The sequence below is a fragment of the uncultured Cohaesibacter sp. genome, from assembly GCF_963556055.3.
Classification (GTDB): Bacteria; Pseudomonadota; Alphaproteobacteria; order Rhizobiales; family Cohaesibacteraceae; genus Cohaesibacter.
This window is the reverse complement of record NZ_CAUVYE020000030.1, coordinates 17,192-41,891: the sequence shown is the minus strand read 5'-3', so window position 1 is coordinate 41,891 and position 24,700 is coordinate 17,192. Positions and strand designations below refer to the sequence as shown.

General features: G+C 52.7%; 18 protein-coding genes. 6 read left to right on the top strand and 12 right to left on the bottom strand.

What is annotated here, in order from left to right; all coding sequences use genetic code 11:
* Positions 1-103: 103 nt before the first annotated feature.
* Complete coding sequence (locus tag ACHZB8_RS18100; RefSeq protein WP_316862376.1) at positions 104-3,313, bottom strand: efflux RND transporter permease subunit; 3,210 nt, start codon at positions 3,311-3,313, stop codon at positions 104-106.
* A gap of 16 nt (positions 3,314-3,329) precedes the next feature.
* A complete protein-coding gene (locus ACHZB8_RS18095) occupies positions 3,330-4,346 on the bottom strand; it encodes an efflux RND transporter periplasmic adaptor subunit (protein WP_316862375.1) in 1,017 nt (338 codons plus the stop codon).
* Between the two features lie 171 nt (positions 4,347-4,517).
* Between ACHZB8_RS18095 and ACHZB8_RS18090 the strand changes: the two genes are divergently transcribed.
* Both ACHZB8_RS18090 and ACHZB8_RS18085 read left to right on the top strand, forming a co-directional pair.
* On the top strand, positions 4,518-5,465 hold the full coding sequence (locus ACHZB8_RS18090; protein ID WP_316862373.1) for a cation diffusion facilitator family transporter: 948 nt from the start codon (positions 4,518-4,520) through the stop codon (positions 5,463-5,465).
* 115 nt (positions 5,466-5,580) lie between these two features.
* Positions 5,581-6,180, top strand: coding sequence for an NADase-type glycan-binding domain-containing protein (locus tag ACHZB8_RS18085; RefSeq protein ID WP_316862372.1), 600 nt, complete (start codon positions 5,581-5,583; stop codon positions 6,178-6,180).
* A 134-nt stretch (positions 6,181-6,314) separates the two neighbouring features.
* On the opposite strand, the gene ACHZB8_RS18080 is transcribed toward ACHZB8_RS18085, so the two are convergent.
* Positions 6,315-6,842 carry a single-stranded DNA-binding protein gene (locus tag ACHZB8_RS18080; protein ID WP_316862370.1) on the bottom strand — a complete coding sequence of 176 codons (528 nt, stop codon included), beginning with the start codon at positions 6,840-6,842 and terminating at the stop codon, positions 6,315-6,317.
* Between the two features lie 381 nt (positions 6,843-7,223).
* On the opposite strand from ACHZB8_RS18080, the gene uvrA reads away from it, so the two are divergent.
* Together uvrA and ACHZB8_RS18070 are read left to right on the top strand one after the other, a co-directional pair.
* Positions 7,224-10,118: an excinuclease ABC subunit UvrA gene (uvrA, locus tag ACHZB8_RS18075; RefSeq protein ID WP_316862369.1), complete on the top strand. Its 2,895-nt coding sequence runs from the start codon at positions 7,224-7,226 to the stop codon at positions 10,116-10,118.
* Positions 10,119-10,703: 585 nt separating this feature from the next.
* The gene (locus tag ACHZB8_RS18070) at positions 10,704-10,856 is read left to right on the top strand and encodes a DUF1127 domain-containing protein (RefSeq protein ID WP_316862367.1); all 153 of its coding nucleotides are present in this window, start codon (positions 10,704-10,706) and stop codon (positions 10,854-10,856) included.
* A 372-nt stretch (positions 10,857-11,228) separates the two neighbouring features.
* Here the strand turns inward: ACHZB8_RS18070 and ACHZB8_RS18065 are convergent, their stop codons facing one another.
* On the bottom strand, positions 11,229-11,753 hold the full coding sequence (locus tag ACHZB8_RS18065; protein ID WP_316862365.1) for a hypothetical protein: 525 nt from the start codon (positions 11,751-11,753) through the stop codon (positions 11,229-11,231).
* 390 nt (positions 11,754-12,143) lie between these two features.
* Between ACHZB8_RS18065 and trmFO the strand changes: the two genes are divergently transcribed.
* Positions 12,144-13,547 (top strand): methylenetetrahydrofolate--tRNA-(uracil(54)-C(5))-methyltransferase (FADH(2)-oxidizing) TrmFO, encoded by a 1,404-nt coding sequence (trmFO, locus tag ACHZB8_RS18060; RefSeq protein ID WP_316862363.1) that lies wholly within the window; start codon positions 12,144-12,146, stop codon positions 13,545-13,547.
* A gap of 6 nt (positions 13,548-13,553) precedes the next feature.
* Here the strand turns inward: trmFO and ACHZB8_RS18055 are convergent, their stop codons facing one another.
* From ACHZB8_RS18055 to yajC, 5 genes are all read right to left on the bottom strand, one after another.
* Positions 13,554-14,423, bottom strand: a complete 870-nt coding sequence (locus ACHZB8_RS18055) for a squalene/phytoene synthase family protein (protein ID WP_316862362.1) — start codon at positions 14,421-14,423, stop codon at positions 13,554-13,556.
* Between the two features lie 25 nt (positions 14,424-14,448).
* Positions 14,449-14,856 carry an MTH938/NDUFAF3 family protein gene (locus ACHZB8_RS18050; RefSeq protein ID WP_316862788.1) on the bottom strand — a complete coding sequence of 136 codons (408 nt, stop codon included), beginning with the start codon at positions 14,854-14,856 and terminating at the stop codon, positions 14,449-14,451.
* 114 nt (positions 14,857-14,970) lie between these two features.
* A complete protein-coding gene (gene secF, locus ACHZB8_RS18045; protein WP_316862361.1) occupies positions 14,971-15,930 on the bottom strand; it encodes a protein translocase subunit SecF in 960 nt (319 codons plus the stop codon).
* Between the two features lie 27 nt (positions 15,931-15,957).
* Positions 15,958-17,589, bottom strand: a complete 1,632-nt coding sequence (gene secD / locus ACHZB8_RS18040; RefSeq protein WP_316862360.1) for a protein translocase subunit SecD — start codon at positions 17,587-17,589, stop codon at positions 15,958-15,960.
* 73 nt (positions 17,590-17,662) lie between these two features.
* The gene (yajC, locus tag ACHZB8_RS18035) at positions 17,663-18,001 is read right to left on the bottom strand and encodes a preprotein translocase subunit YajC (RefSeq protein WP_316862359.1); all 339 of its coding nucleotides are present in this window, start codon (positions 17,999-18,001) and stop codon (positions 17,663-17,665) included.
* A gap of 250 nt (positions 18,002-18,251) precedes the next feature.
* Here yajC and ACHZB8_RS18030 point away from each other — a divergent pair, with 250 nt between their 5' ends.
* A complete protein-coding gene (locus ACHZB8_RS18030; protein WP_316862357.1) occupies positions 18,252-19,130 on the top strand; it encodes an ATP-binding protein in 879 nt (292 codons plus the stop codon).
* A gap of 120 nt (positions 19,131-19,250) precedes the next feature.
* Here ACHZB8_RS18030 and ACHZB8_RS18025 read toward each other — a convergent pair whose 3' ends face one another.
* From ACHZB8_RS18025 to ACHZB8_RS18015, 3 genes are all read right to left on the bottom strand, one after another.
* Positions 19,251-20,093: a hypothetical protein gene (locus ACHZB8_RS18025; protein WP_316862355.1), complete on the bottom strand. Its 843-nt coding sequence runs from the start codon at positions 20,091-20,093 to the stop codon at positions 19,251-19,253.
* Between the two features lie 419 nt (positions 20,094-20,512).
* Positions 20,513-23,371: a valine--tRNA ligase gene (locus ACHZB8_RS18020; RefSeq protein ID WP_316862353.1), complete on the bottom strand. Its 2,859-nt coding sequence runs from the start codon at positions 23,369-23,371 to the stop codon at positions 20,513-20,515.
* Between the two features lie 269 nt (positions 23,372-23,640).
* Positions 23,641-24,309: a DUF2497 domain-containing protein gene (locus ACHZB8_RS18015; protein ID WP_316862352.1), complete on the bottom strand. Its 669-nt coding sequence runs from the start codon at positions 24,307-24,309 to the stop codon at positions 23,641-23,643.
* Between the last annotated feature and the right edge of the window lie 391 nt (positions 24,310-24,700).

Genomic DNA, 24,700 nt, shown 5'->3' with positions numbered 1-24,700 from the left:
GCCGCTCATGGAATTTCATGCCTGCTTCATCCCCTCTCCCCGAAACCAAAAAACCCGGCAACTGGTGCCGGGTTTTGTATTTGTCATTTTCTCGCTCGGTCGCTCAGACCTTTCTGTCCGTTCCCTTGAGTGCGATATAGATCGCCGGGATGACGAGAACCGTCAGCAGGGTTGACGAGGCCAGACCGAACAGCAGCGAGATGGCCAGGCCCTGGAAGATCGGGTCGGCAAGGATCACCACCGCGCCGATCATGGCGGCAAGAGCCGTCAGCATGATGGGTTTGAAGCGGATGGAGCCAGCTTCAAGAAGAACCTCCTTGAGTGGTCTGCCAGAACCTTTTTCATGACCAACGAAATCGACCAGAAGGATCGAGTTCCTTACGATGATCCCGGCAAGTGCAATGAAGCCAATCATCGAGGTTGCCGAGAATGGAGCACCGAATATCCAGTGGCCAATCATGATGCCGATCAGCGTCAGCGGGATTGGTGTCAAGACCACCAGTGGCACACGGAAGGAGTGGAACTGAGCCACAACCAGCGCATAGATGGCCAGGATTGCGATGCCAAAGGCGGCTCCCATGTCGCGGAAGGTGACCCAGGTGACTTCCCACTCTCCGTCCCAGAGCAAGGCGACTTCGGAATCGTCCTTGGGCTGGCCGTTGAGTATGATCTTCGGTTTGGGCAGATCGCCCCAGTCATGGGCGTCGATCTTTTCCTGAACCGCCAGCATGCCATAAATCGGAGCTTCATAGTCGCCCGCAAGATCGGCCTGAACCATTTCAGCTGAGCGTCCATTGTGGCGGAAGACCGGGAAACTGGCCTGCTCGCGATCAACGCGAATGACGTCTCCCAACTCGACAACACCGCGTTCATCCGGGATCTCATTCTGCGGCACAGGTATGGTCAGCAGACGTTCGGAGATCGTCAGATCGGATTTGTCCGGCTTGACGGCGATTTCGACCGGGCGACGTCCACCGCCCTTGTGCGAGTAGCCGACAACCTGACCGTTCAGATAGTAGGAGATGGTGTCATACACATCACCCTGATCAACATTGTGATATTCAAGGCTGTCCTGGTCAATGCGCAAGCGGGCGCGGGTCGTGGGCGTGCCGAAACTGTCATCTACGTCAACGATGAAGGGAACTTCCTCAAACAGCTTGCGCACTTCGGTAGCAACGGCCCGGCGGATTTCCGGCGTTGGTCCATAGATTTCCGCGAGCAGGGTCGAGAGAACCGGAGGTCCGGGTGGCACTTCCACGACCTTGAGCACGGTGCCTGCCGGTTTTGCCAGATCCGAGATCAGGTCACGCACTTCAAGGGCGATTTCATGACTGGTCCGGTGACGTTCTTCCTTGCTTGTCAGATTGATCTGCAAGTCACCCTGTTCAGGGTTCGAGCGGAAGAAATAATGCCGAACGAGGCCATTGAAGCCAAACGGTGCTGCGGTGCCCGCGTGGGACTGGATCGAGACGATTTCCTCAATGCCATCCAGCTTGTGAGCGGCAGCATTGAGCAGACGATCCGTGTCCTCCATGGATGATCCTTCAGGAAGATCGGCCACAATCTGGAGCTCTGACTTGTTGTCGAACGGCAACAGCTTGACGGTGACATGTTTGGTGTAGATCAGGAATGTCGAGGCTATGGTTGCAAAGCCGACGATCAACAGGAACGTCCATGCGGTGCCTCGCCCAGCAAGCACGGGCTTGGCGAAGATGCGATAGGTGCGTCCAAGAATGCCGCCGTCTTCGGCTTCACTATGGCCCTGTTTGCCGATGAGATTCATCAGCCATGGGGTAAGCATGACTGCCACGAAGAAGGACAGAACCATCGCAGCCGAGGCAACCGCCGGAATCGGGCTCATATAGGGGCCCATCATGCCGGAAACGAACATCATGGGCAGCAGAGCTGCAACCACGGTGAGGGTTGCGATAACGGTGGGGTTGCCGACTTCCGCAACACCTTCAATCGCAGCCTGAATCTTCGATCGGTCGTCTTTCATCGCCCAGTGTCGCGATATGTTTTCAATCATCACGATGGCGTCATCGACGAGAATGCCGATAGCGAAGATGAGGGCAAACAGCGACACGCGGTTGATGGTATAGCCCATCAGATAGGCGGCTGCGAGCGTCAGCAGAATCGTCGTCGGGATAACGATGAAAACGACGATACCTTCACGAATGCCAATCGCCAGTCCGACGAGGATAACGATGGAAACCGTAGCCAGTCCGAGGTGATAAAGCAGTTCATTGGCTTTTTCGTTGGCCGTTTCTCCATAGTCACGGGTGATGTCGACATTGATGCCTTCGGGAATGATCTCGCCTTTCAACTGGTCAACGCGCTCAAGAATGGCATGAGCGATATTAACCGCATTGGCCCCTTTGCGCTTGGCTATCGCGAGAGAAACGGCGGGCAGTTTTTCAAAGCCCTCGGCACCCTCTTGGCGTTTGAGATTCCAGACGCGATGATCCTGCTGGCTGTCTCCAACCACGATTGTGGCCACGTCTTTCACATAGACCGGACGGCCATCAAGCGTAGTCAGCAACAAAAGGCCAATATCAGGGACGCCATGCAGAGTCTGCCCCACTGCTACGGGAACAGACTTGCCGGCCTCACGGATGGAACTGGCCATGAAGGATTTGTTCGCGGCCTGAACCTTTCCGACCAACTGCTGCAAGGTGACACCATAAAGGGCCAGCTTCTCTGGGTCCGGCTCGACGCGGATCTGATCGGTCTGTCCACCGACGATATAGGTGAGGCCGATATCATCGAGCTTGGCCAGTTCGACACGAAGCTCGTCGGCGATGTTGTAGAGGGTGGAGTCCGTCCAGTTTTTCGCCACATTGGGCTGCGGAGACAGCGTAAGCACCGTGATGGCGACATCGTCAATGCCGCGACCCACTATAAGGGGCTGACTGATACCGACCGGGATCTGATCGAGGTTGGCGTTCACCTTGTCGTGGACGCGCAAGATCGCTGCGTCGGAGTCGGTACCAACGAGGAAACGGGCCGTTACAACGACCATATCATCATAGGTATTGGAATAGACGTGATCTATGCCATTGATGCTCTTGATGATGGTTTCCAGAGGCTCGGTGATCAGTTTGACCGCATCGACAGCCTTGAGGCCATCGGCGGAAACCTGAATGTCAACCATCGGCACCGAGATCTGCGGCTCTTCTTCTCGCGGAAGCATCAGCAGCGCAATGATGCCCAGCGCGAAAGCGGTGATCAGCATCAGCGGCGTCAGTGGCGAGGAAATAAATTTCTTGGCCAGGTTGCCCGAGATGCCAAGAGAGCGGGATTTCTTTTCCATTGTTAATCAGCGTCCCTCAGGGCTGTATCAGTTCGTCACCAGGCATGATCCCGGTGAGAATTTCGATCATGTCCTGACCGTCGAGATTGTAGACCTGTCCAATTTGAACCGCGATTTCGGCCTCTTTGCCGTCGGATGTCTTGGCGCGGACGAAATCGATGCCGAAGCGGGTGAAAACAAGGTCATGGGGAACCAGATAGGCCATGCGGCTCCCTGCCCCGATGCGAACCTGAATGCGTTCACCGACGAAATAGTCGCCAAGACCATCAACCGTTGCATCGGCCAGAACCCGACCTTCTGCGATTTCGGGATAGACCTTGGCGATTTCTCCGGTACGGTTGCACGTCTCGTTGCAATTCAAGCCCCGGCCCGCAAGCTCGACCTTGTCGCCTTTCTTGAGAAACTGTGCATGCCTTTCAGGCAAGGAAATGCGCAAGATATAATTGTCTTTGGCGATGGTGGCGACCGCTTCCCCCGTCATGACCACTGAACCTACAGTGACTGGAACGTCAAGCACACGGCCAGCTTGTGGGGCCAGGACGGCGCCCTCTTCCTGCTGACGGACAACAACAGCCTTTTGTGCGCGAGCTGCCTCCAGATTGCTGACGGCAACGTCATAATTGGTGTTGATCTGATCAAGATTGGCTTTGGTCGTCGACCCCTTTGCAAAGAGCTGTTCTGCACGTTCCTTGGAAATTTGCAGGTTGTCCACCTGCCGTTCAGCCGCATTGATTTGCGCATCGAGGGCTTCAATCTGCAATTTCAGCTTGGGATCCTGAACCAGAGCGATTGTCTCGCCTGCCTCGACAAAGCTGCCTTCGGTAACAGACAATTCGGTGATCGTTCCGGATGTTCTGACACGCGCTGAAAGCGAGTCCGTGCTTTGAACTGTTGCGTAGACAGCTTTTCTGTCTTCGATGGTCGTTTGTTTGACGGTGAAGCCATGAGCACCGCTGACAAGAGCGGTGGTGGTCAGCGCGAACAAACAGGCTGAAAGAACTGAAACGCCTCTTTTGTTAAGTGCTTTGCGCATTGGGAAACTTTCTCCTGTTGTCAAAATGCGTATATTAGTAAGTACGAATATAAGAAAAGACAGGCATTGTCAAAGGGCTGTGAAAATATTTTGCGTATTTTCCTCTATCGGTCTATTCGTTAGAAGGACTATTTTGATCATACCTTAGGTATTAATAGCGGGAGAATTGATTTGGCTGCACATGGATCAAAGAAGGTAATCTATGCCGCATTGGCCGGTAACACGCTGATAGCAATTACAAAATTTGGTGCGGCTTTCTATACGGGTTCCTCGGCGATGCTGTCAGAAGGCATTCATAGTCTGGTTGATACAGGTAATCAGGGGTTGTTACTCTATGGTATTAGACGGTCTGGGCGTCCGGCGGACAAGAAGCATCCCTTCGGTTATGGAGCCGAGCTTTATTTCTGGGCGTTTGTTGTTGCATTGCTGATTTTTGCAGTTGGCTCGGGCTTGTCTCTTTATGAGGGCATTCACAAGGTTCTGCATCCCGAACCCATTGGCAACCCATTGATAAACTTCATAGTATTGGGACTGGCTTTCTGTTTTGAAGGCTGGGCCTGGTATGTTGCGCTCCAGGAATTCCGCAATACCAAGGGTCAGAGAAGCTATTTCCGGGCTGTGGCTGAGTCCAAAGACCCCACAGTGTTCACGGTTCTTTTCGAAGACTCCGCTGCAATGCTTGGTTTGATCGTTGCCGCAGTGGGGATCGGTATCGCCTATTTTGCACAGATTCCATGGATGGATGGTGCCGCATCCATCGTAATTGGCGTCATTCTGGGTGTAACGGCCTTTTTGTTGGCATTTGAAACCAAAAGTCTGTTGATTGGTGAAGCGGCGGCGAATGAAACCGAGGTGGAAATCACGAAAATTGTCGCGACTCATCCGGCTGTTACCACAATTAACGAACTCAGAACACTGCATCGAGGACCGCACGAGATCCTGCTTGCAATCAGCCTGGATTTCAGAAATGACATGATTGTGGGACAACTGGAAAATGTCATTGCCGATCTTGAGCAGCATATTCGGGAGCGCGTGCCTCAGGTTCACCGAATCTATATAGAAGCACAATCTCACAAGGATCATCTGGAGGTCGAACAGAAGTTAGACGGCGACGTTTGATTTGATTGCTGTGCTTGTCCCGGTCCATGTGAGACAATGAGAGATCAGAGGGTGCCGTTTGCTTGCCGGTGCCCCTGTCTTTTGTTGTTGCCATGACCATGTCGGGAGGCTTTTGATGTTTGTTCATTTTACGCGAGGAGCGTCGGGATCGCTGGCTTCGTTTTGCGTTTTTATTTTCTCTATCAGTCTTTTCGGATCCGTCGCAAAAGCTGCGGATTGTGACCATTTCAATGTTGGTACTGATCTGGTCGACAGCATCACCTATTGCGCAAGTTCGGTGCTGCCGAATTCGAAAGTGGCGACCTATCGTCCCGGTAATCTTGATGGTTGGGAGGATAATGTCGGTCGGGCCTGGTGTGAAGGCGCCTATGGCAATGGCTCCGGAGAATGGATCGAATATTCGAACAGACCCGAATCCATGGCGCAGAAGGTGTATTTCTGGAATGGATACCAGAAAAGCAAGAAAGCTTTTCAGGAAAATGCCAGAGCAAGGGATGTGAAGTTGCAGTTCGACGACGGGACGTATATTACCTATCGTCTTCAGGACAAGTTTGGGCAGCAAGTGCTCGCCTTTCCAAACGGTTGGAAAAACTTCACGCGCATTCGCATGACCATAAATTCCGTCTATCCCGGTTCCAAATATGATGATCTCTGCATTTCGGGATTTGCAATAGACTATGAAGAGTCGCGTTATGCCGACCCTGTTGTCAATTAAGACAAGCAAGGTTTCTGCTCTTCAGAGGTCTGCCAGTTGGCGCCTGATGCATTGTCTTCGTCCATCAGGGCTGTTGTCATTCCAAACAGAAAAACCCGGCTCGTGGCCGGGTTTTGTTTGAAAATTGGCGCAGATCAAAACGGAATATCGTCATCCATTTCATCGCGGAACCCGCCCGATGGCTGACCGCCACCCTGTGGGCCTGACCCTCCGCCAAAGCCGCCGGATGAGCCGCCGCCGAATCCGCCGCCAGCTCCGCCGAAGTCTCCGCCTTGTGAGCCGCCGCCAAAACCGCCGCCGCCGCCTTCACCGCGGTTGTCCAGCATGGTGAGGTTGGAATTGAAGCCCTGCAAAACGACTTCGGTGGAATAGCGATCCTGCCCGTTCTGGTCCTGCCACTTCCGTGTCTGAAGCTGACCTTCGAGATAAACCTTCGAGCCCTTGCGCAGATATTGTTCGGCAATGCGACACAGACCTTCGTTGAAAATGACAACACGGTGCCACTCCGTCCTCTCGCGACGTTCCCCGCTGTTACGGTCTTTCCAGTTTTCAGATGTCGCGATGGAAAGGTTGCAAATCGGGCGGCCATCCTGTGTTCTGCGAATATCCGGATCCGCACCGAGATTGCCGACCAGGATAACTTTGTTCACACTTCCGGCCATTTGCTCGTCCTTTGTTTTCTTGTTGCTGACACACTCTGAAGAGCGCAAAAAATTTCGAACAAGCATATTCGGCTTGATCGCTGACTTCCAGAATGCATTGTCGCAATCCCCATTCTTTGAAGGCTCGACGAAGAGGATATCACATTCTCCAGAAGTTTGTTCACGTGTTCGAGAAGTAAAGAACAAAATGTGTACAAACCCGTTTCTAGCGGCTAGTATCCACCCCGGCAAGCCCGAAATTTCAAAAATTGCCTTGATTCTCGGCGGGCATTATTGGAACTGATGGCTCTGTATTTTTTCCAAGGCCGTTTGTGATCCTCCCACAATGATCAGCCGTATCGCCAAATCGGGTATTGATGGCACGAATAGAGATTGTTCAACATGTGTAAAGACAAAAACAAGCCGGTCGCTCATTCTCAAAAATCGATTTCGATTCGCGGAGCGCGAGAGCATAACCTCAAGAATGTCGATCTGGACATTCCGCGCGATCAACTGGTGGTGATGACCGGCTTGTCTGGGTCTGGTAAAAGCTCGCTCGCCTTTGATACTATTTATGCTGAAGGACAGAGGCGATATGTCGAGTCTCTGTCTGCCTATGCCAGACAATTTCTGGAAATGATGCAAAAGCCGGATGTCGACTCGATCGAGGGGCTGTCTCCCGCCATTTCCATCGAGCAGAAAACCACGTCGCGCAATCCGCGGTCTACGGTTGGCACGGTTACCGAGATCTACGACTATTTGCGCCTTCTGTTCGCTCGCGTCGGTATTCCCTACAGCCCGGCAACGGGCCTGCCCATTGAGAGCCAGACGGTCAGCCAGATGGTTGACCGGGTCATGGAACTGCCAGAAAAGACGCGTTTTTTGCTGATTGCTCCGATTGTGCGCGGGCGCAAGGGAGAGTTCAAAAAGGAGCTGGCCGATCTCGTCAAACGCGGTTTGACGCGGTTTCGCATCGATGGGCAGATGCATGATGATGGCGACCTGCCCACGCTTGACAAGAAATTCAAGCACAATATCGAAGTTGTCGTTCATCGTATGGTGGTCAAGGAGGGAATCGAGAAGCGTCTTGCGGATTCGCTGGAGTTGGCGCTCGATCTTGCCGACGGTCTTGCAATCGTGGAGCTTGTCGATGAAAAGGATGACAAGGGCGAGGCAAGGCGCATCACCTTTTCGGAGAAATTTGCTTGCCCGGTCTCCGGTTTTACCATTCCGGAAATCGAGCCACGGCTTTTTTCCTTTAACAATCCCTTCGGTGCTTGCCCCACCTGTGACGGGCTTGGCAGTGAATTGCAGATTAGTCCGGAACTGGTGATTCCGGACACCTCACGCAGCATCAAGGACGGTGCGATTGCACCATGGTCGAAAAGCAATTCCCCATTTTACCGGCAAACGCTCGAGGCGCTTGCCCGCCATTATGATTTCAAGCTGACTGTTCCCTGGATCGAGCTGCCCTTCAAGGCGCAAGAGGTCATCCTCTACGGAACGGGCAAGGAAAAGCTTCAGTTCGTCTATGATGACGGGGCGCGGTCCTATAAAACCACCAAGCCGTTTGAGGGGGTGATTCCCAATCTCGAGCGACGGTTCCGCGAAACCGAAAGCAGTGCCGTGCGTGAGGATATCGGAAAGTTCCAGTCTTCTCACCCCTGCTCGGCCTGCGATGGAAACCGGTTGAAGCCCGAAGCTCTGGCGGTCAAGCTCAATGGTCAGCATATCTCGGAAGTCGCCAGTCTTTCGATCCGGGCGGCTGCCGACTGGGTCACTCAATTGCCAGAGCATTTGAGCGAGAAGCAAAATGACATCGCCGCGCGCATTTTGAAGGAAATCGGTGATCGATTGAAATTCCTCAACGATGTGGGGCTTGAATATCTGACCCTGTCTCGAGGTTCAGGTTCTCTTTCTGGTGGCGAAAGCCAGCGTATTCGTCTTGCATCGCAAATCGGTTCCGGGCTGACAGGTGTGCTCTATGTGCTAGATGAACCGTCAATCGGTTTGCATCAGCGCGATAACGCGCGTTTGTTGGAGACGCTCAAGCATTTGCGTAATCTGGGCAACACCGTGATCGTGGTGGAACATGATGAAGATGCCGTGCTTGAAGCCGACTATGTCGTGGATGTGGGCCCTGGGGCCGGCATTCATGGCGGGCGTATCGTTTCTCAGGGCACGCCTGCGGAAATCATGGCCGATCCGGCATCGCTCACGGGTCAGTATCTCTCGGGAACCAAGGTCATCAGTGTTGACCATGCTCCGCGCAAGGGAAAGAAGAACCGCAAGATCACGGTGGTGAATGCGCGCGGGAACAATCTCAAGAATGTTACGGCATCTATCCCGCTGGGAACCTTTACCTGCGTGACCGGTGTTTCGGGTGGTGGAAAATCGACTTTCCTAATCGATACGCTTTACAAGAGTGCAGCGATGAAGCTGAACAGGGCGCGAGACATGGCGGCGCCTCATGACCGGATTGAAGGGCTTGAGCATATCGACAAGATCATTGATATCGATCAGTCGCCAATCGGCCGCACGCCGCGCTCCAACCCGGCGACCTATACCGGTGCCTTCACTCCGATCAGGGATTGGTATGCCGGATTGCCAGAGGCCAAGGCTCGCGGCTACGCGCCGGGGCGTTTCTCCTTCAACGTGAAGGGCGGGCGTTGTGAAGCCTGTCAGGGCGATGGCGTCATCAAGATCGAAATGCATTTTCTGCCCGATGTCTATGTAACCTGCGATGTTTGCAAGGGCCATCGATATAACAGAGAAACCCTTGAGGTGCAGTTCAAGGGCAAATCGATTGCCGATGTGCTGGAGATGACGGTTGATGAAGGCGCCGATTTCTTCTCTGCGGTTCCGGCCGTGCGTGACAAGCTCGTCACGCTGCAACGGGTTGGGCTCGGTTATGTCAAGATCGGCCAGCAGGCAACAACCCTGTCAGGCGGGGAAGCGCAAAGGGTCAAGCTCGCCAAGGAACTTTCCAAGCGTTCAACGGGTCGCACGCTCTATATTCTGGATGAGCCGACAACCGGGCTTCACTTTCACGATGTCGCAAAGTTGCTCGAAGTGCTTCACGAACTGGTCAATCAAGGCAACACCGTTGTCGTGATCGAGCATAATCTTGAAGTCATTCAAACCGCTGACTGGATTCTGGATCTCGGTCCCGAAGGTGGTGATGGCGGCGGGCAGATCGTGATTGAGGGAACCAAAGAGGATGTCATGGCCTGCGAGAGAAGCTATACGGGTCGGTTCCTCAAGGAGCTGAATGAACGTAGAAGCGCAAAATCCTGATTCTATCGTTTTTCGAAATGTGTTGCACGGGTTTGGGGCCTGCCGACCAAGGCAGGCTTCGTTATTGCGATGAGCCGGGCGCCCGCTCGTCTGGCTGACGAGGTTATGCCTTTTTGCCAAATAAGGTGGGTGTTGGCTGATCCATTTCATGCTGTGTTGCGAATGATGGTTGTTGCGTTGCACAATCTTGTTGTTGTTGTCGAAAAATTTCTTTGCAATTTACGCATTTTCGGAATTTTAAAACCACTAATCCCCAAGGCGAATTTTGTTCAATGCAAAGACTACGTGCAATTGCGTATCGGTTTGTAAAATCGGCAAATTACAGTCAAAATTTAGTAACGCACTGTATTTATTCAATTAATTCTGTTGTCGTGTTTTAGTCATGCAATTTTATGATGACTGTTTGAAAGTGAATAACAGATTTGCATGTGTGGCAAGCCAGCTATGCGTTTTTGTGCAGTGCACTTATGATGAAGTTTTGCTACAAATCAAATCAACAGAGACGAGGTGCTCGAGTGAGACGCACCGATCTGATGTTGAAATACTAGGGCTACGCTTACAAGTCAGAACATTAGGGTCATTGAGATGCTAGATACAGGTGTTCAGAATTGCAGGCAGTGGATGAACTATCGCGATACGGTCGATCAGCTGAATCGTCTTTCAAACCGCGATTTGTTTGAAATGGGTATTACGCGCGCAGACGTCACACAGCTTGCCTGCCGGTCGGTCGGCAGATGAACAAAATATAAGAATTCAGGCTTTCTCCTCCTCCCGAAAGTCTGTGGTTTCGAAACGTCTCCTCCCCGTTTTGAAACATTTTACGAAGCCCACCGGACCTCCTCCCCCGGTGGGCTTTTCGTATTTGCTATCCCTTAAAACTGTCAATTGAATGCGAATTCGGGGAAGCCCTACGCGGAGGGTGGGCATCCTATCTCGGCCGCGCGAGAAAAGATGTCCGTCAGGCTGTGGCTTGGCTCGTGTGCCAAGGTCTGAGCGAAAGCCGCCCATTTGCATCTTGCCGATGCACTATTATGACGATGCACCATAAAGGCATGGCATACGCTCATTGTGTCAGCAAGGAAGCGGGGCGAATCCTATGAAAAGTGGTGGCTAATTGCGGCTTGGCGTTTCGGCCATCCAGTCTTTCAGGCGTTTGATTTTGGGGAATTTGCCATTGTCATAAACCCAGCTATCAATGGCATATCGCGTCCCGCTTTTTTCTTCCAGAACAACCGCCGTTGCGTGAGGGTATCGACCATCAAGGAAAAAACCGCGGGCAACAGGGGATTGAACCTTGTGATATTTCAAAAATCCGTGGCTTTGTGCAAATACAAGCAGAGATGTTGTGTTGCTCGACTCATCGATGCAATCCATTTGTCCGGGAACGCCGGCATTCTCCATGTCGAGCCCGCCTTTGTCATTGCTGGAGCCTACAATTGGGCCGACCCGTTTTTCAAACCAGACCACGGCGTTACCAATGGCTTTTCGTTCCGCTTTGGGGCTGCGGCGCCCTGCCCGCAATATGGAACGCAAGCGTGACAAGTCTCTTTTCGTCGGAACGAAGGTTGTTTTGAGCGTGCAGCCGAATGCATGACAGACATAGATGTTCGACTTGGTCGGTGCCCGGTTATTCATTCTCGATACCCAACTATCAGTAGAACCGGTCGTCTGACTGTTGCATGCGGCAAGAATGAGAGCGGTGGCTATGAAAGTGATGTTTCGAAATGATATAAAACGACCGAGCATAATGAGAGAATCCAGACATTGAAAATATGCAGCCAGTGTATGCATTTATGAAATGCGATGCCAGCGGTAAAGTTTTGTTAACTTTTTGAATTTCACACATTCTGCGCTATCTGAAGAACAAAAGGCAGATATTTGAGCAGAGATCATTGTCGCTTGCAATTTCAACACTGATGATCGATAACGGCTCACCGTTGACCTGTACGACGGTTCAATCACATGAATTTTCGGTTTTGATGGTGTATTTTTATGCCGGAGCGTTTTGAAGGAGCCTTTATCGGAATGAGCGAAACAGCCAAAACAGTTTGCGTTATCGGTGCCGGTCTTGCGGGATCGGAAGCTGCCTGGCAATTGGCGTCATCCGGTGTTTCAGTCAAGCTGGTTGAGATGCGCCCTATCCGTTCCACAGATGCCCATGTCTCGGATCATTGTGCCGAGTTGGTCTGTTCAAATTCGTTCCGGTCAGATGATCATCAAGCCAATGCCGTGGGGGTGCTGCATCAGGAAATGCGGGAGGCCAACTCGCTCATTATGGCATGCGCCGATTCCAATGCGATTCCCGCAGGCGGTGCCCTGGCTGTTGCTCGTGAGGCATTTTCAGAAGCAGTAACGGAAAAGCTCTCAGCGCATCCTCTTATCGAAATTGTACGAAATGAAATCGACGCCATTCCTGGCGCGGAGGATGGTCCGTGCCTTGTCGCGACTGGTCCGCTGACATCCGAGGCGCTTTCGCAGTCTATTCTTGCGGCAACTGGCGAGGAAGCGCTTTCCTTTTATGATGCGATTGCACCCATCGTGCATTTTGATTCTATCGATATGTCCAAGGCCTGGTTCCAGTCGCGATATGACAAGAAAGGGCCTAGCGGTACGGGGGCGGACTATATCAACTGTGCGATGAATGAAGAAGAATATCGCGCTTTTATAGGCGCTATGCTCGGCGCAGATAAGGCGGAGTTCAAGGAGTGGGAAAAGGCAGCCTATTTCGATGGCTGTCTGCCGATCGAGGTGATGGCTGAACGCGGGTTCGATACGCCACGATACGGACCAATGAAACCGGTGGGCCTCACAAATCCGCATAAACCGGATGAAGATCCCTTTGCCGTTGTTCAATTGCGGCAGGATAACAAGCTCGGAACGCTGTTCAATATCGTCGGGTTTCAGACCAAGATGAAACATGGCGCACAAGCCGAAGTCTTTCGGATGATACCGGGACTTGAAACCGCACAATTTGCTCGGCTCGGGGGCATACATCGCAATACTTTCCTCAACTCCCCCAAACTGTTGGATGGGTCCTTGAGGTTGAAATCCTTGCCTCACGTCCGGTTTGCCGGGCAGATTACCGGATGCGAGGGGTATGTCGAGTCCTCTGCCATCGGTCTTCTTGCCGGTCGGTTTCTTGCTGCCGAGGTGCTGGGGAAAATGGCGGTACCACCGCCAGAAACAACGGCTTTCGGGGCTCTTCTTGGTCATATTACCGGTGGGCATTTGATCGACTCCAATGGTGGTCGGCGGTCATTCCAGCCAATGAATGTCAATTTCGGTCTCTTTCCGCCAGTTGATTTTCCGCGCAAGCGGGAAGATGGCAGCAGGATGCGCGGCGTTGAAAAGCAATTGTCCAAGAAAAAGGCACTGGCCAAGCGGGCGATCAGTGATACGAAAAACTGGCTGGCGGAAAATCCACTTTGAACAGGGTCAAAGAGAGGCCGTCATGCGCCAGATTTTCCAGTAGCCACGCCAAAGCGGCAAGGTGAGATCTTTCGTTGGATGTTTCTGGCGCATTTTGATCATCTTCTCGGAGATCGCCAGACCCAGAAAGGCTGGAGCAAGGTGGGACTGCGCTGTTTTTTTCAGGGATGCAAGATGTGACTTCGCCTTGAAATGGTGTGCGAGTGCCAATTGGCAGAGGTCCTCAAGAGCTGCGTGAAGCCCTGATGAGGTCTCGATGTCGAAAATCCCAGTAACGCTCACCTCCTGGCGCGCAAATGCATCCAGTGGCAGGAACAATTTGTTTCTTCTGGCATCTTGTGGCCAGTAAAACAGGTGATTTGCCAATCCAATCGCAAGACTGGAATGGACGATCAGGTCGTTCTCGATGGTTGCGGGCTCGCCATTGTTGAGTATCTGCATGGTGAGACGAAGCAGCGACGCATTCAGCGCCATTACATAGGCCTGATAGGCTTCAAGGTTGGGCATGGGTGTCGTGCCGACATCAAAGCTTCGAGACCTGATGATGTTCAGAAGCTCCGGTTGCGGCAGATTATATTGGCGCTGGATCTGTTTGAGGGCCGATGCCAGAGGGCCGATATTGGCAAGGCCACACCCCTTTTGGCCGTCGATGGTTGCGTCCTCAACGACATCATTCCACCATTGCAGCCTGATTTCACCCATTTCCTGACTGGTAACCTGGCGCGAGATGCGTGAGAGTTCTGCATAGAAAGCATAGAGGGCCATGGTGGCCGGTCTTGCTTCTTCGGTGACGGTGAGAGCTGAAAAATGCAGAAAAGCTGCGTTTTTCTTCAATTTGGTCTGGCAGTACTCGAAATCGGTCTGGCTGTTGGACATGGCACATTTCCCTCGCTTGCGCGGATCACGCAACCGGCAGAAGCGCTGCGGCGACTGCCCTGTCTTCGGATAGCAAAATGTTGAGCGTTCTGACAGCTGCACCTGTGGTCATTATGTCAAAGGAAATTTCGGCCTTGCGAAGCGCATCGGCAATTGATGGATCAAGCGGGAGAGGATCGTTTCCCGTCCCGATCAGGAGGATTTCTATGTCGTCCTTTTCCGCAAAGATTTTGGAAAAACTCTCCGGATCAAGTCTTGTCCAATCATCCACGTCCCAACGGTGAATGCCGCTGGGTATAACCAGCAAGGCACCGCGATGAGACATGTTGGAAAAGCGGAACCCCCCATTGCCGTAATAGTCTATCGGGTCACGTCCGGGATAGTGGGCATCGGTGATGTCGACACCGGAAGCGAGAGCGACGGCGTTTTCCAGAATGCCATCCTGATCTGGCTCGCTACCGGGAAGAGCTTCACCCTCCCCGGCTGTCCTTGTTTCTGGTGGCACGGACGTCCGTGCCCTACCGAATAGCCATTCAAGCATCGGCACTTAAGGCGCACTTACATTGCCAGCTTCATCTGTTTCAGCGGGGCTTTGAACTTGCTCAGACCGAAGGCTGAGGAAAATGAGCAAGGGAGCGGCGATGAAAATGGATGAATAGGTGCCCACAAAGACACCCCAGATCATGGCGAATGTGAAGGAACGGATCACCTCGCCGCCCAGGAAGTAGAGAGACCCCAGGGCGAGCAAAGTGGTAAAGGATGTCAAGGTCGTACGTGACAGGGTCTGGTTGATCGCCTGATCAAGCACCTGACGCAATGGCATCTTTTTGTATTTTCTCAAGTCTTCACGAATTCGGTCATAAACCACCACGGTATCGTTAAGTGAGTAACCAACGATGGTCAGAATTGCCGCGATGGTGGTCAGGTTGAACTCTATTTGCAACAGCGCAAAGATACCGATGGTCAGGATGACGTCATGCGCAGTTGCAATGACGGCACCAAGGGCAAACTGCCATTCAAACCGGAACCAGATATAGACCAGCACGGCAAAGAGAGCGGCCAGAACGGAAATCGTTCCCGTGGTTGCCAACTCGCCGGAAACGCGGGGACCGACAACCTCGACGCGGCGGTAGGTGACCGTGTTGCCGAGCGTTTCCTTGACGAGATCAACGACCTGCTGTTGCGCAAGTTCGGCATCTTCGCCATCACCACCCTGTGCTTCGACGCGAATGAGAACATCGTTCGGAGCGCCAAATTCCTGCACTTCCACATCGCCCAAATCGAGCGCATTGAGTTTGCCTCGAATGTTTCCAAGGTCTGCGACCTCTTCAGCGGTCTGGATCTCGATCAGCGTGCCGCCCTTGAAGTCGATGCCGTAGTTCAGGCCCGCAACAAGAAACATAATGATCGAGGCAACGACCAGAGTTCCCGATAAAGGAAAGCTCCAGAATCGATGCTTCATGAAATGGATATTTGTGCCATCCGGGATAATGCGAATTGGTTTCATGTCCTTATCTTCCTTATCTCGGTTGCATCAAATTGGCAGGTTGGAAGGACGGCGGAACCGAATCCACGTCGCCACCAAGAAGCGGTTGAAGGAAAAGGCCGAGAAGACCGTCGTGATGATGCCGATTGCCAGAGTAATGGCAAAACCTCTCACAGGGCCGGAACCCAACGAGAAGAGAATGACAGCGGCAATGAATGTCGTGATGTTGGCATCGAGAATGGTTCCCAATGCGCGGGCATATCCTGCATCAATCGCGGCGATGGTCGATCGGCCATAATTGTTTTCTTCGCGGATACGTTCATAGATCAACACGTTGGCGTCCACCGCCATGCCGACCGTCAGAACGATCCCGGCGATGCCGGGCAGTGTCAGGGTTGCTCCGAGGAATGACAAAACCCCGATCAGCAACACAATGTTGACGACGAGTGCGACATTGGCAAACAGTCCGAACAGGCCATAAGCGAGGAACATGAACAGAACCACGGCCAAAGCGCCGACGATACCAGCGATTTCACCCGCTTCGATGGAGTCCTTGCCAAGGCCGGGACCCACGGTTCTTTCTTCAACGATGGTCAGTTTTGCAGGCAGCGCACCTGCGCGCATCAGGACAGCAAGGTCGTTGGCACTTTCGGCCGTGAAGGAGCCTGAAATAATGCCAGAGCCACCGCGAATCGGTTCACGGATTGTCGGTGCCGAGATCACCTCGTCATCAAGCACGATGGCGAAAGGCAAGCCAACATTCTGTTCTGTCACACGAGCAAACTTCTTGGCGCCGGACGTGTTGAACCGAAAAGAAACGACCGGTTCGTTGGTGCGGCTGTCAAAGGTGGGCTGCGCATCGTCAAGTTCATCGCCTGAAATCAGAACGCGTTTGTTGACGAGATAGGGAACACGATTGCTCTGTTCTGTCGGATTCTGGGGATCTTCGGCCTCAAAGAGAACTTCTGAGTCGAGTGGTGGTCGGGTCTGCAAAGCGGTTTCCGCAGCCATGGAGGTGTCCACCATGCGGAAAGTCAGGTTCGCCGTTGTCTCGAGAATATCCTTCAGGCGGTCCGGATCCTGAAGACCGGGAACCTGAACAAGAATACGACTGTCGCCCTCACGCTGAATGGACGGCTCGGTCGTGCCCAGCTCATCCACGCGGCGGCGGATGACTTCCAGCGATTGCGACACGGCGCTCTTCACGCGTGCGCCGATGCCCTCTTCCGTGAGAGCCAGTTTGATGAGGCCGTCTTCGCTCACCTCAAGACTGGTCTCCGTTGCGCCACCGCCGGACATAAGGGAAGAGGATACCGGTTGTACCAGTGTCTTGATTTTCTTTTCCGCTTCCGCAAGATTGCTGAGGTCCCTGATGCGAACCTGAACCGCGCCATTCTTGGCTGCGAGCCCGGTATAGCCGATCTTGTCTTCGCGCAACGCCGTTCGGACGTCACCGCGAAGAATTTCAAGCCGGTCCTCGATGATCCCCTCTTTTTCTACCTGCAGCTTGATGTGGGCACCACCCTGAAGGTCGAGGCCAAGAACGAGCTTGCCTTTCGGCAGCCAGTCGGGAAGATTATTGATTGTTTGTTCAGAAAACAAATTCGGAAGAGAAAAAAGAAGGCCAAAGAGGACAACGACTAAGACAAGTCCTACCTTCCATCGGGCAAAATGTAGCATGCGGCTATCCTACCACCATAGGCAGCGCACCCGGACACTGTCCGAGTGCTATTGATTAAAAATCAGGAAGCGATCAATTGGCGTCGCCAGCAGGCTCGCCTTTGGAGCGCACTTCAGCAATTGACTTGCGCATCAGCTTGATTTTGACCCCTTCAGAAATTTCAACGGTGATTTCATGGTCATCCGTTGCGTTCGTGACTTTGGCAACGATACCGCCATTGGTCACGATCGTATCCCCACGGCGAACATTGGAGATCAATTCCGCGTGCTTTTTCATCTGCTGTCTCTGAGGGCGAATGATCAGGAAATACATGATCACGAAAATCAGAATGAATGGCAGAACGGAAATCAAAAATTCCGGTGCGGCGGCGGCTCCACCTGCGCCTTGCGCAAATGCTGGCGTTACAAACATTTCTTGCTCCTTTTAGGCCAGTGGACGTGTACCGCCCTTTTTTGGCTCCTCTGAGTTCGTGCGGACTATAACGATCCTGAGGGCGTTTGCAAATAGCCTGTTGAGGGTTTGCAACATCCGGTACAACTCTGCTAATCAAGGCTAGACATAATCATCCTTTGTTCAAAGTGAAAGAGTGAATCCTCGCTAAATTGCCGTTTTTGTGCAGCTATTTTGAAACAAAGGGACTTAAAAGGGAGTCTGCCTTTTCATGAGCTTGGATATGCTTGCCGAAATTGCCGAAATTCTCGGAAAAATTCACTCTTCAATCGAGCGTGCGGTTCCTCCCGAGGCGGAGCATGTGGATTTGAGCGTGGCGGATGCGTTTGTTTGGCAGGCATCGCCTACGCCTCATTTGCAACCTGTGGAGAAGGTCAATCGCGTCGATTTGGATCTTCTTAAAGGCATCGACCGAAATCGCGACATCATTCTTGAAAATACCCGACGGTTTGCCAATGGCTTGCCTGCCAATAATGCGCTTTTGTGGGGTGCTCGCGGTATGGGGAAAAGCTCGCTGGTCAAGGCATGCCATGCGGAGGTGAACCAGACGCGGAGCGGCTCTGAATTGCCACTGAAACTGATCGAGATCGCGCGGGAAGACATCAATAGCCTGCCTATCCTCATGAATATTCTGAGAGATCATGAGGAACGATGCCTGCTCTTTTGTGATGACCTGTCTTTCGATCCGGGTGAGACATCTTACAAGTCTCTCAAGGCGGTGCTTGATGGCGGAATCGAGGGGCGTCCGTCAAACGTGGTCTTGTATGCCACCTCCAACAGACGACATCTGATGCCGCGTGACATGATAGAGAATGAACGTTCGACTTCGATCAATCCGAGTGAAGCAGTGCAGGAAAAGGTTTCGCTTTCTGACCGGTTCGGGCTGTGGATCGGGTTCCACAATTGCTCTCAAGACGATTATCTGTCCATGGTCCGGGGCTATGTGAAAGCCTATGGCATTGATGTGGATGAGGATCAATTACGTGCCTCATCGCTTGAATGGTCAACAACACGCGGTGCTCGCAATGGTCGCGTTGCCTGGCAGTTCATACAGGATCTGGCCGGCGAGAAAGGCGTAAAGCTAGGGTAAATTGCTGGTTTGCCTGCCTGTCTCATCTGGTTTTGGCGGCATGGCCATTCCAAATTTCGACATGAAAAAAGACCGCTGGAGAGTGTCCGGCGGTCTTTTTTTTAAAGATCTGCATTCCGCCTAGTTGGATGTGGTGAAACCACACTGGTTTTGTTCCATGGGAATTTGTTTTGTAATGCGGATCGCATTTTGCGCATAGGCTTCAGTTACCGTTCCGCTCGATACATTCTTGTCGCGAAGCGGGCTCACATCCTTGCAGAGATGGAAGACGCGTGGTGAATCGTGGCGGGTTTCGCCTTCGGGAGGTGTGATCCAGTAAACGACGTCGCGGCCATCGGGATTTTGAGCATCCTTGGTCGCATCAACCACGGCTTCCGTGTCACGTGCTATGTCCTGAGCCTGTTCGGCAACTTCCGGAGAGCAAGCAGTCGTGGGCTGATTTGATCTGATCTGTGCGGCGCACTCGTTCATGTCCTGAGTATATTGCTCAATCGAAGGCGGATCGAAGCTGATGCCGAACATCGTTGCGACAACAACAAGAACGGCACCAATACCCCCGGCGATTTTCTTGTTTTTCGGATCCATATCCTTGTCCATCAGAATGAGGACAAGCAGCGGAAGAAACGCGATCAGCGTGATAATGGCTCCGAGCTGGTTCTGGATGAAAAACTTGAATTTCTCGGACTTGCTGGCCGGATTATGCTTGTTGGCAGCTTTCCACAAGAGGCTGCCGCCAATGGCGAAGACCGCTATGCCAACCAGAATGCCGATGAGCAGTGGCAGGTTTCCCTGGTCAAACTTGTTCTTGAGGAGCAGAACAATCCCGGCGATTTCAGTGCCGATGGCAATCAACCAACAGATGGCAGCGAAAATCCGAAGTTTCTTGGCCGATGACTTCTGTTTTTGTGAAGCATGCCATGCCTGGGTGACGTCGACATTCTTGTCTTGATTGCTGTCGGACATGTTCAGGTCTCCCTATATCCTAGCGATGGTGCGACCGCAGAGTGATAAAACGGCTTGCAAGCCACACTCGGGTCAGCGAAATGGGTGGTGCTACTCGTCTCGCAACCACTTTGAAGGCTGGCGATAGAATTGCAAAAGGACTGTAACGGAAATGAAACGGTTCGTTAAGGTTTCGGATAGCAGAAACATTGAGGCCTATAAATATACAACTGAAAGAAGCGGCTTATTGTTCACAAAAAACCATTTTCATGCTGACTTTGTGAGACTGAAGACATGAAACTTGAAGTATGAAGCGCAGCCCTTCATCTTCTGAAGCATTTGGCTTGATGCATATGACAAGGCCATTTCATTCGAATAACAAAAACCCCAGTGAATCGCTTCACCGGGGTTTGCGCTATATTCAGTAAAGTGCCTGGCGGTTACAGTGCCGAGAGAATGCGATCAAGGGCTTCCTGCACCTTGGCCTTCAGCTCATTCTGTTCTGCCAGTTTGGCTTTCTGTTCTTCAACGATTTCAGCCGGAGCGTTGGCGATGAATTTTTCATTGCCAAGCTTTTTCTCGAATTTCTCGGCAACCTTGGAAATCTTGTCGATTTCTTTTTCAAGGCGTGCCTTTTCAGCGTCGAGGTCGATGACGCCGGCCAATGGCAGGGCAATCGTCGCTTCGTGAACAACGACCTGTGCTGAACCTTGCGGAACACTATCGGAGATCTTGATATCCTCTGCCCGTGCCAGACGCTTGATGACAGCATCATGGGCTTTGAGACGTGCCTTGGTTTCGTCCGACGTGCCGACAAATTCAAGTTTGAGCTGGGTTGAGGGAGCGATATTCATTTCCGAGCGGATCGAGCGAACTGCCGTGATCACATCGACCAACCAGTTGATGTCATCGGCAGCACCGGTGTCTTCGATGGCAAAGGTTGGCCATTGCTCAAGGATCAAAAGGCCATCGCGAGCCGGACCCGACTTGCCGGTTTCCGCCCAAAGCTCTTCGGTGATAAATGGCATGATTGGATGGAGCAGCAGGCAGATCTGATCGAGGACCCATGCCGCACAGCCTTGCGTTTCGGTTTTGGCCGCGCTGTCGCCTTCGGTTTGAAGAACCGGTTTGGAAAGCTCGATATACCAGTCGCAATAAAGGTTCCAGACGAAGCGATAGAGCGCATTGGCCGCGTCATTGAAGCGGTATGTTTCAATGGCGTCGGACACTTCATCGCGTGTTTTGCCCAGTTCTGTGACAATCCACTGGTTGACCGTTTCCTTGACCGCCGACGGATCGAAATCTGCGTTGCGTTCGCAGCCATTCATCTGGGTGAATCGGGTGGCGTTCCACAGCTTGGTGCCGAAGTTGCGATAGCCTGCAACGCGGCTTGTGGCCAGCTTGATGTCGCGTCCCTGTGCTGCCATGGCCGTCAGGGTAAAGCGAACCGCGTCCGCACCGAACTCGTCAATGAGGTTCAGAGGATCGATGACATTGCCCTTGGATTTGGACATCTTGGCGCCATGTTCATCGCGAACAAGGGCGTGGACATAGACCGTGTGGAACGGCTCTTCCTTCATGAAATGCATCGCGAACATCATCATGCGGGCGACCCAGAAGAAGATGATGTCGAAGCCGGTGACCAGAACGTCGGTCTGGTAGTAGCGTTCCAACTCCGGGGTCTTGTCAGGCCAGCCAAGGGTGGAAAATGGCCATAGAGCAGACGAGAACCAGGTGTCAAGAACGTCTTCGTCCCGCTTCAGTTCAACATCCTTGCCATAATGGGCCTTGGCCTGCGCGAATGCTTCCTCTTCGTCATGGGCAACGAAGATGTGATCATCCGGGCCGAACCAGGCCGGAATGCGATGTCCCCACCAAAGCTGGCGGGAAATGCACCAAGGCTCGATATTTTCCATCCACTCGAAATAGGTTTTTTCCCAGTTCTGCGGAACGAATTTGGTGCGCCCTTCCCTGACCGATGCAATGGCCGGTTTGGCGAGTGTTTTGGCGTCGGCAAACCACTGGTCGGTCAGCATCGGTTCGATAACGACACCGGACCGGTCCCCAAAGGGCTGCATGATCTTCTTGTTTTCGACAAATGGAACGGTGTTGCCTTCTTCGTCCTTGGAAAAGACGCAGAGCCCTTCAGCGGTGATCGCATCAACGATCTGTTTGCGCGCTTCGAAGCGGTCAAGGCCCCGATATTCGTCCGGAACAAGGTTGATGGCATCAACATCCCGTTCGCTCGGGATCTCGGCACCTTTGGCAATTGCAATTGCCTTTGCTGCACAGATTTCATATGGCTCGCCATCGGCGCGCATTCCAGCCTGTTCATTCATCAGGCGATAAAGCGGAATGCGATTGCGGCGGGCAACCTGATAGTCGTTGAAATCATGTGCACCGGTGATCTTGACCGCACCGGATCCGAAATCGGGATCCGGATATTCATCAGTGATGATCGGGATCAAGCGGCGGTGTTCTTTCGGACCGACAGGGATTTCGCAGAGCTTGCCGACAATCGGTGCGTAACGTTCATCAGACGGATGAACAGCAACAGCACCATCGCCGAGCATCGTTTCCGGGCGTGTTGTGGCAATTGAAATATAGTCGCGCTCTTCTTCAAGAATGACGTTTCCGTCTTCATCCTTCTCGATATAGGTGTAGGTCTCTCCACCAGCGAGCGGATATTTGAAGTGCCACATATGGCCGTCGACTTCCTTATTCTCGACTTCGAGGTCGGAAATCGCGGTTTCAAATTTCGGATCCCAGTTGACAAGGCGTTTGCCGCGATAGATCAGGCCTTCGTTATAAAGCTCGATAAAGACCTTCTGAACCGCCTTGGAAAGTCCCTCGTCCATGGTGAAGCGTTCGCGAGACCAGTCTGCGGTGGCTCCGAGGCGACGCAACTGGTTGAAAATCGTGCCGCCGGACTCGCCTTTCCATTTCCAGACGCGCTCAACGAAGGCCTCGCGGCCCATGGAGCGGCGATCCGGCTCATTGTTGGCTGCCAGTTGGCGCTCTACAACCATCTGGGTGGCGATGCCTGCATGGTCCATGCCCGGCTGCCAGAGAACGTCCCTGCCCTTCATGCGGTAATAGCGAACCATGACATCCTGAAGTGTGTTGTTCAGGGCGTGGCCCATATGCAAAGAGCCGGTAACATTCGGTGGTGGGATGACGATGGAAAAACTGTCCTGTCCGTCTTTCTTACCTGCGCCGGCTTTGAAGGCGCCGGCTTTCTCCCAAGCATCATAGAGGCGCGGCTCAACCGTTGCCGCATCAAATGTTTTTTCAAGCATTGCACGTCCATATCGCAGAAGCGAAACCTGATGATTTCAGCTTCCGTCATTTCGAGTCTTGTTTCGCCGCAAGCCCGGGCAAGTCGTCAGGGCGAAAGCGCGAAACGAAAATAATCTCGGTTTAGGTGTAAATCCCATTCACAGATAGGTGTCAACCATTTGCGTCATCAAGCGACCGGTGTTGGGCGGCTCAATGTTAATTTCCCGAAGAAATCGGGTCCATTCACTGGAAATGGGAGTGATCGGAAAAAATGAGTTGGTGCGGGCGATCAGCGATAATGCTGCTCGCCCCTGGACACTCGTTCGATTTCGGCGCGGACAAGTCGCTCGACCATGATCGGCAGGTTCTGATCAAGCCATGCCTTGAGCATGGGGCGCAGCATGTCCTCGACAACATTTTCGATGGTGCGGGAATTGTTGTTGAGTATTGTATGCGTGAGATTGCCGAAGGCGCTGGTAACCTGTTGCGACGTGGCGTCGGAAACCAAGGGGGCGCCTGGCTGAATGGACGGCAGAGGCCCATCCGCAATCGGTGTCGTCTCGAACGCGGACTTGAGGATGTTGGGAACCTGCTCTTCAAGCGTCTTGTTGACGGCTTGCTCGAATGAGGGAACTGGTGCCGCCGGTTCCTCTTTCACAGGTTCTTGCGGTTCTTCTTCAGTCGCAAAGACGAGATCGTCCTCCTGCGGCTCGACCAGATCGGCTTCCTGCCATTCGGCGGGCAAATCGAGAACTTCTTCTTCCTCTTCGGGCGCTTCCTCTTCAGCCATTGCCGCCATGGCCGCAGCCATGTCATCTTCTTCGGGCTCTTCTTCCGCTTCTACCGGCTCTTCAGGCTGGGCTGCGGGAGCATCGAAAAGGGCATCCAGATCATCCTGGCTAAGGGGCTCGTCGGCAGCCGGTGCTGCTTCTTCAGGTGCTGGACTCTCATCGCCCATAGCAGCTTCCTCGTCTGAGATAATTCGACGAATCGACGCCAAAATTTCTTCCATCGAGGGTTCTTGAGCTGCGCTTGAATTCGACATGGCCTCACCCGAAACTACTGACAAACAGGTCTGAACGGCCCACGCTCCGCCACGAACATGATTCGCTCATCCATTTACTATAGGCTGTTTGCCGAATTGTTGAAATCCGTTACTAAAAAAAGCATCATTGTCATGTGGAGTGAAGAATTTAAGCGTTAATTTCCCCGTTATCCATCTGTTAACGGTTGAATTTGTTGCTTTCTGTTGGGAAGTGGTCGAATTTTTCGGTGTTTTCGCTCCAATTTATGGTCTCAAAAACGCAGAGCAAAAGAAAAAGCCAGCTCTGATAGCTGGCTATTAAGAA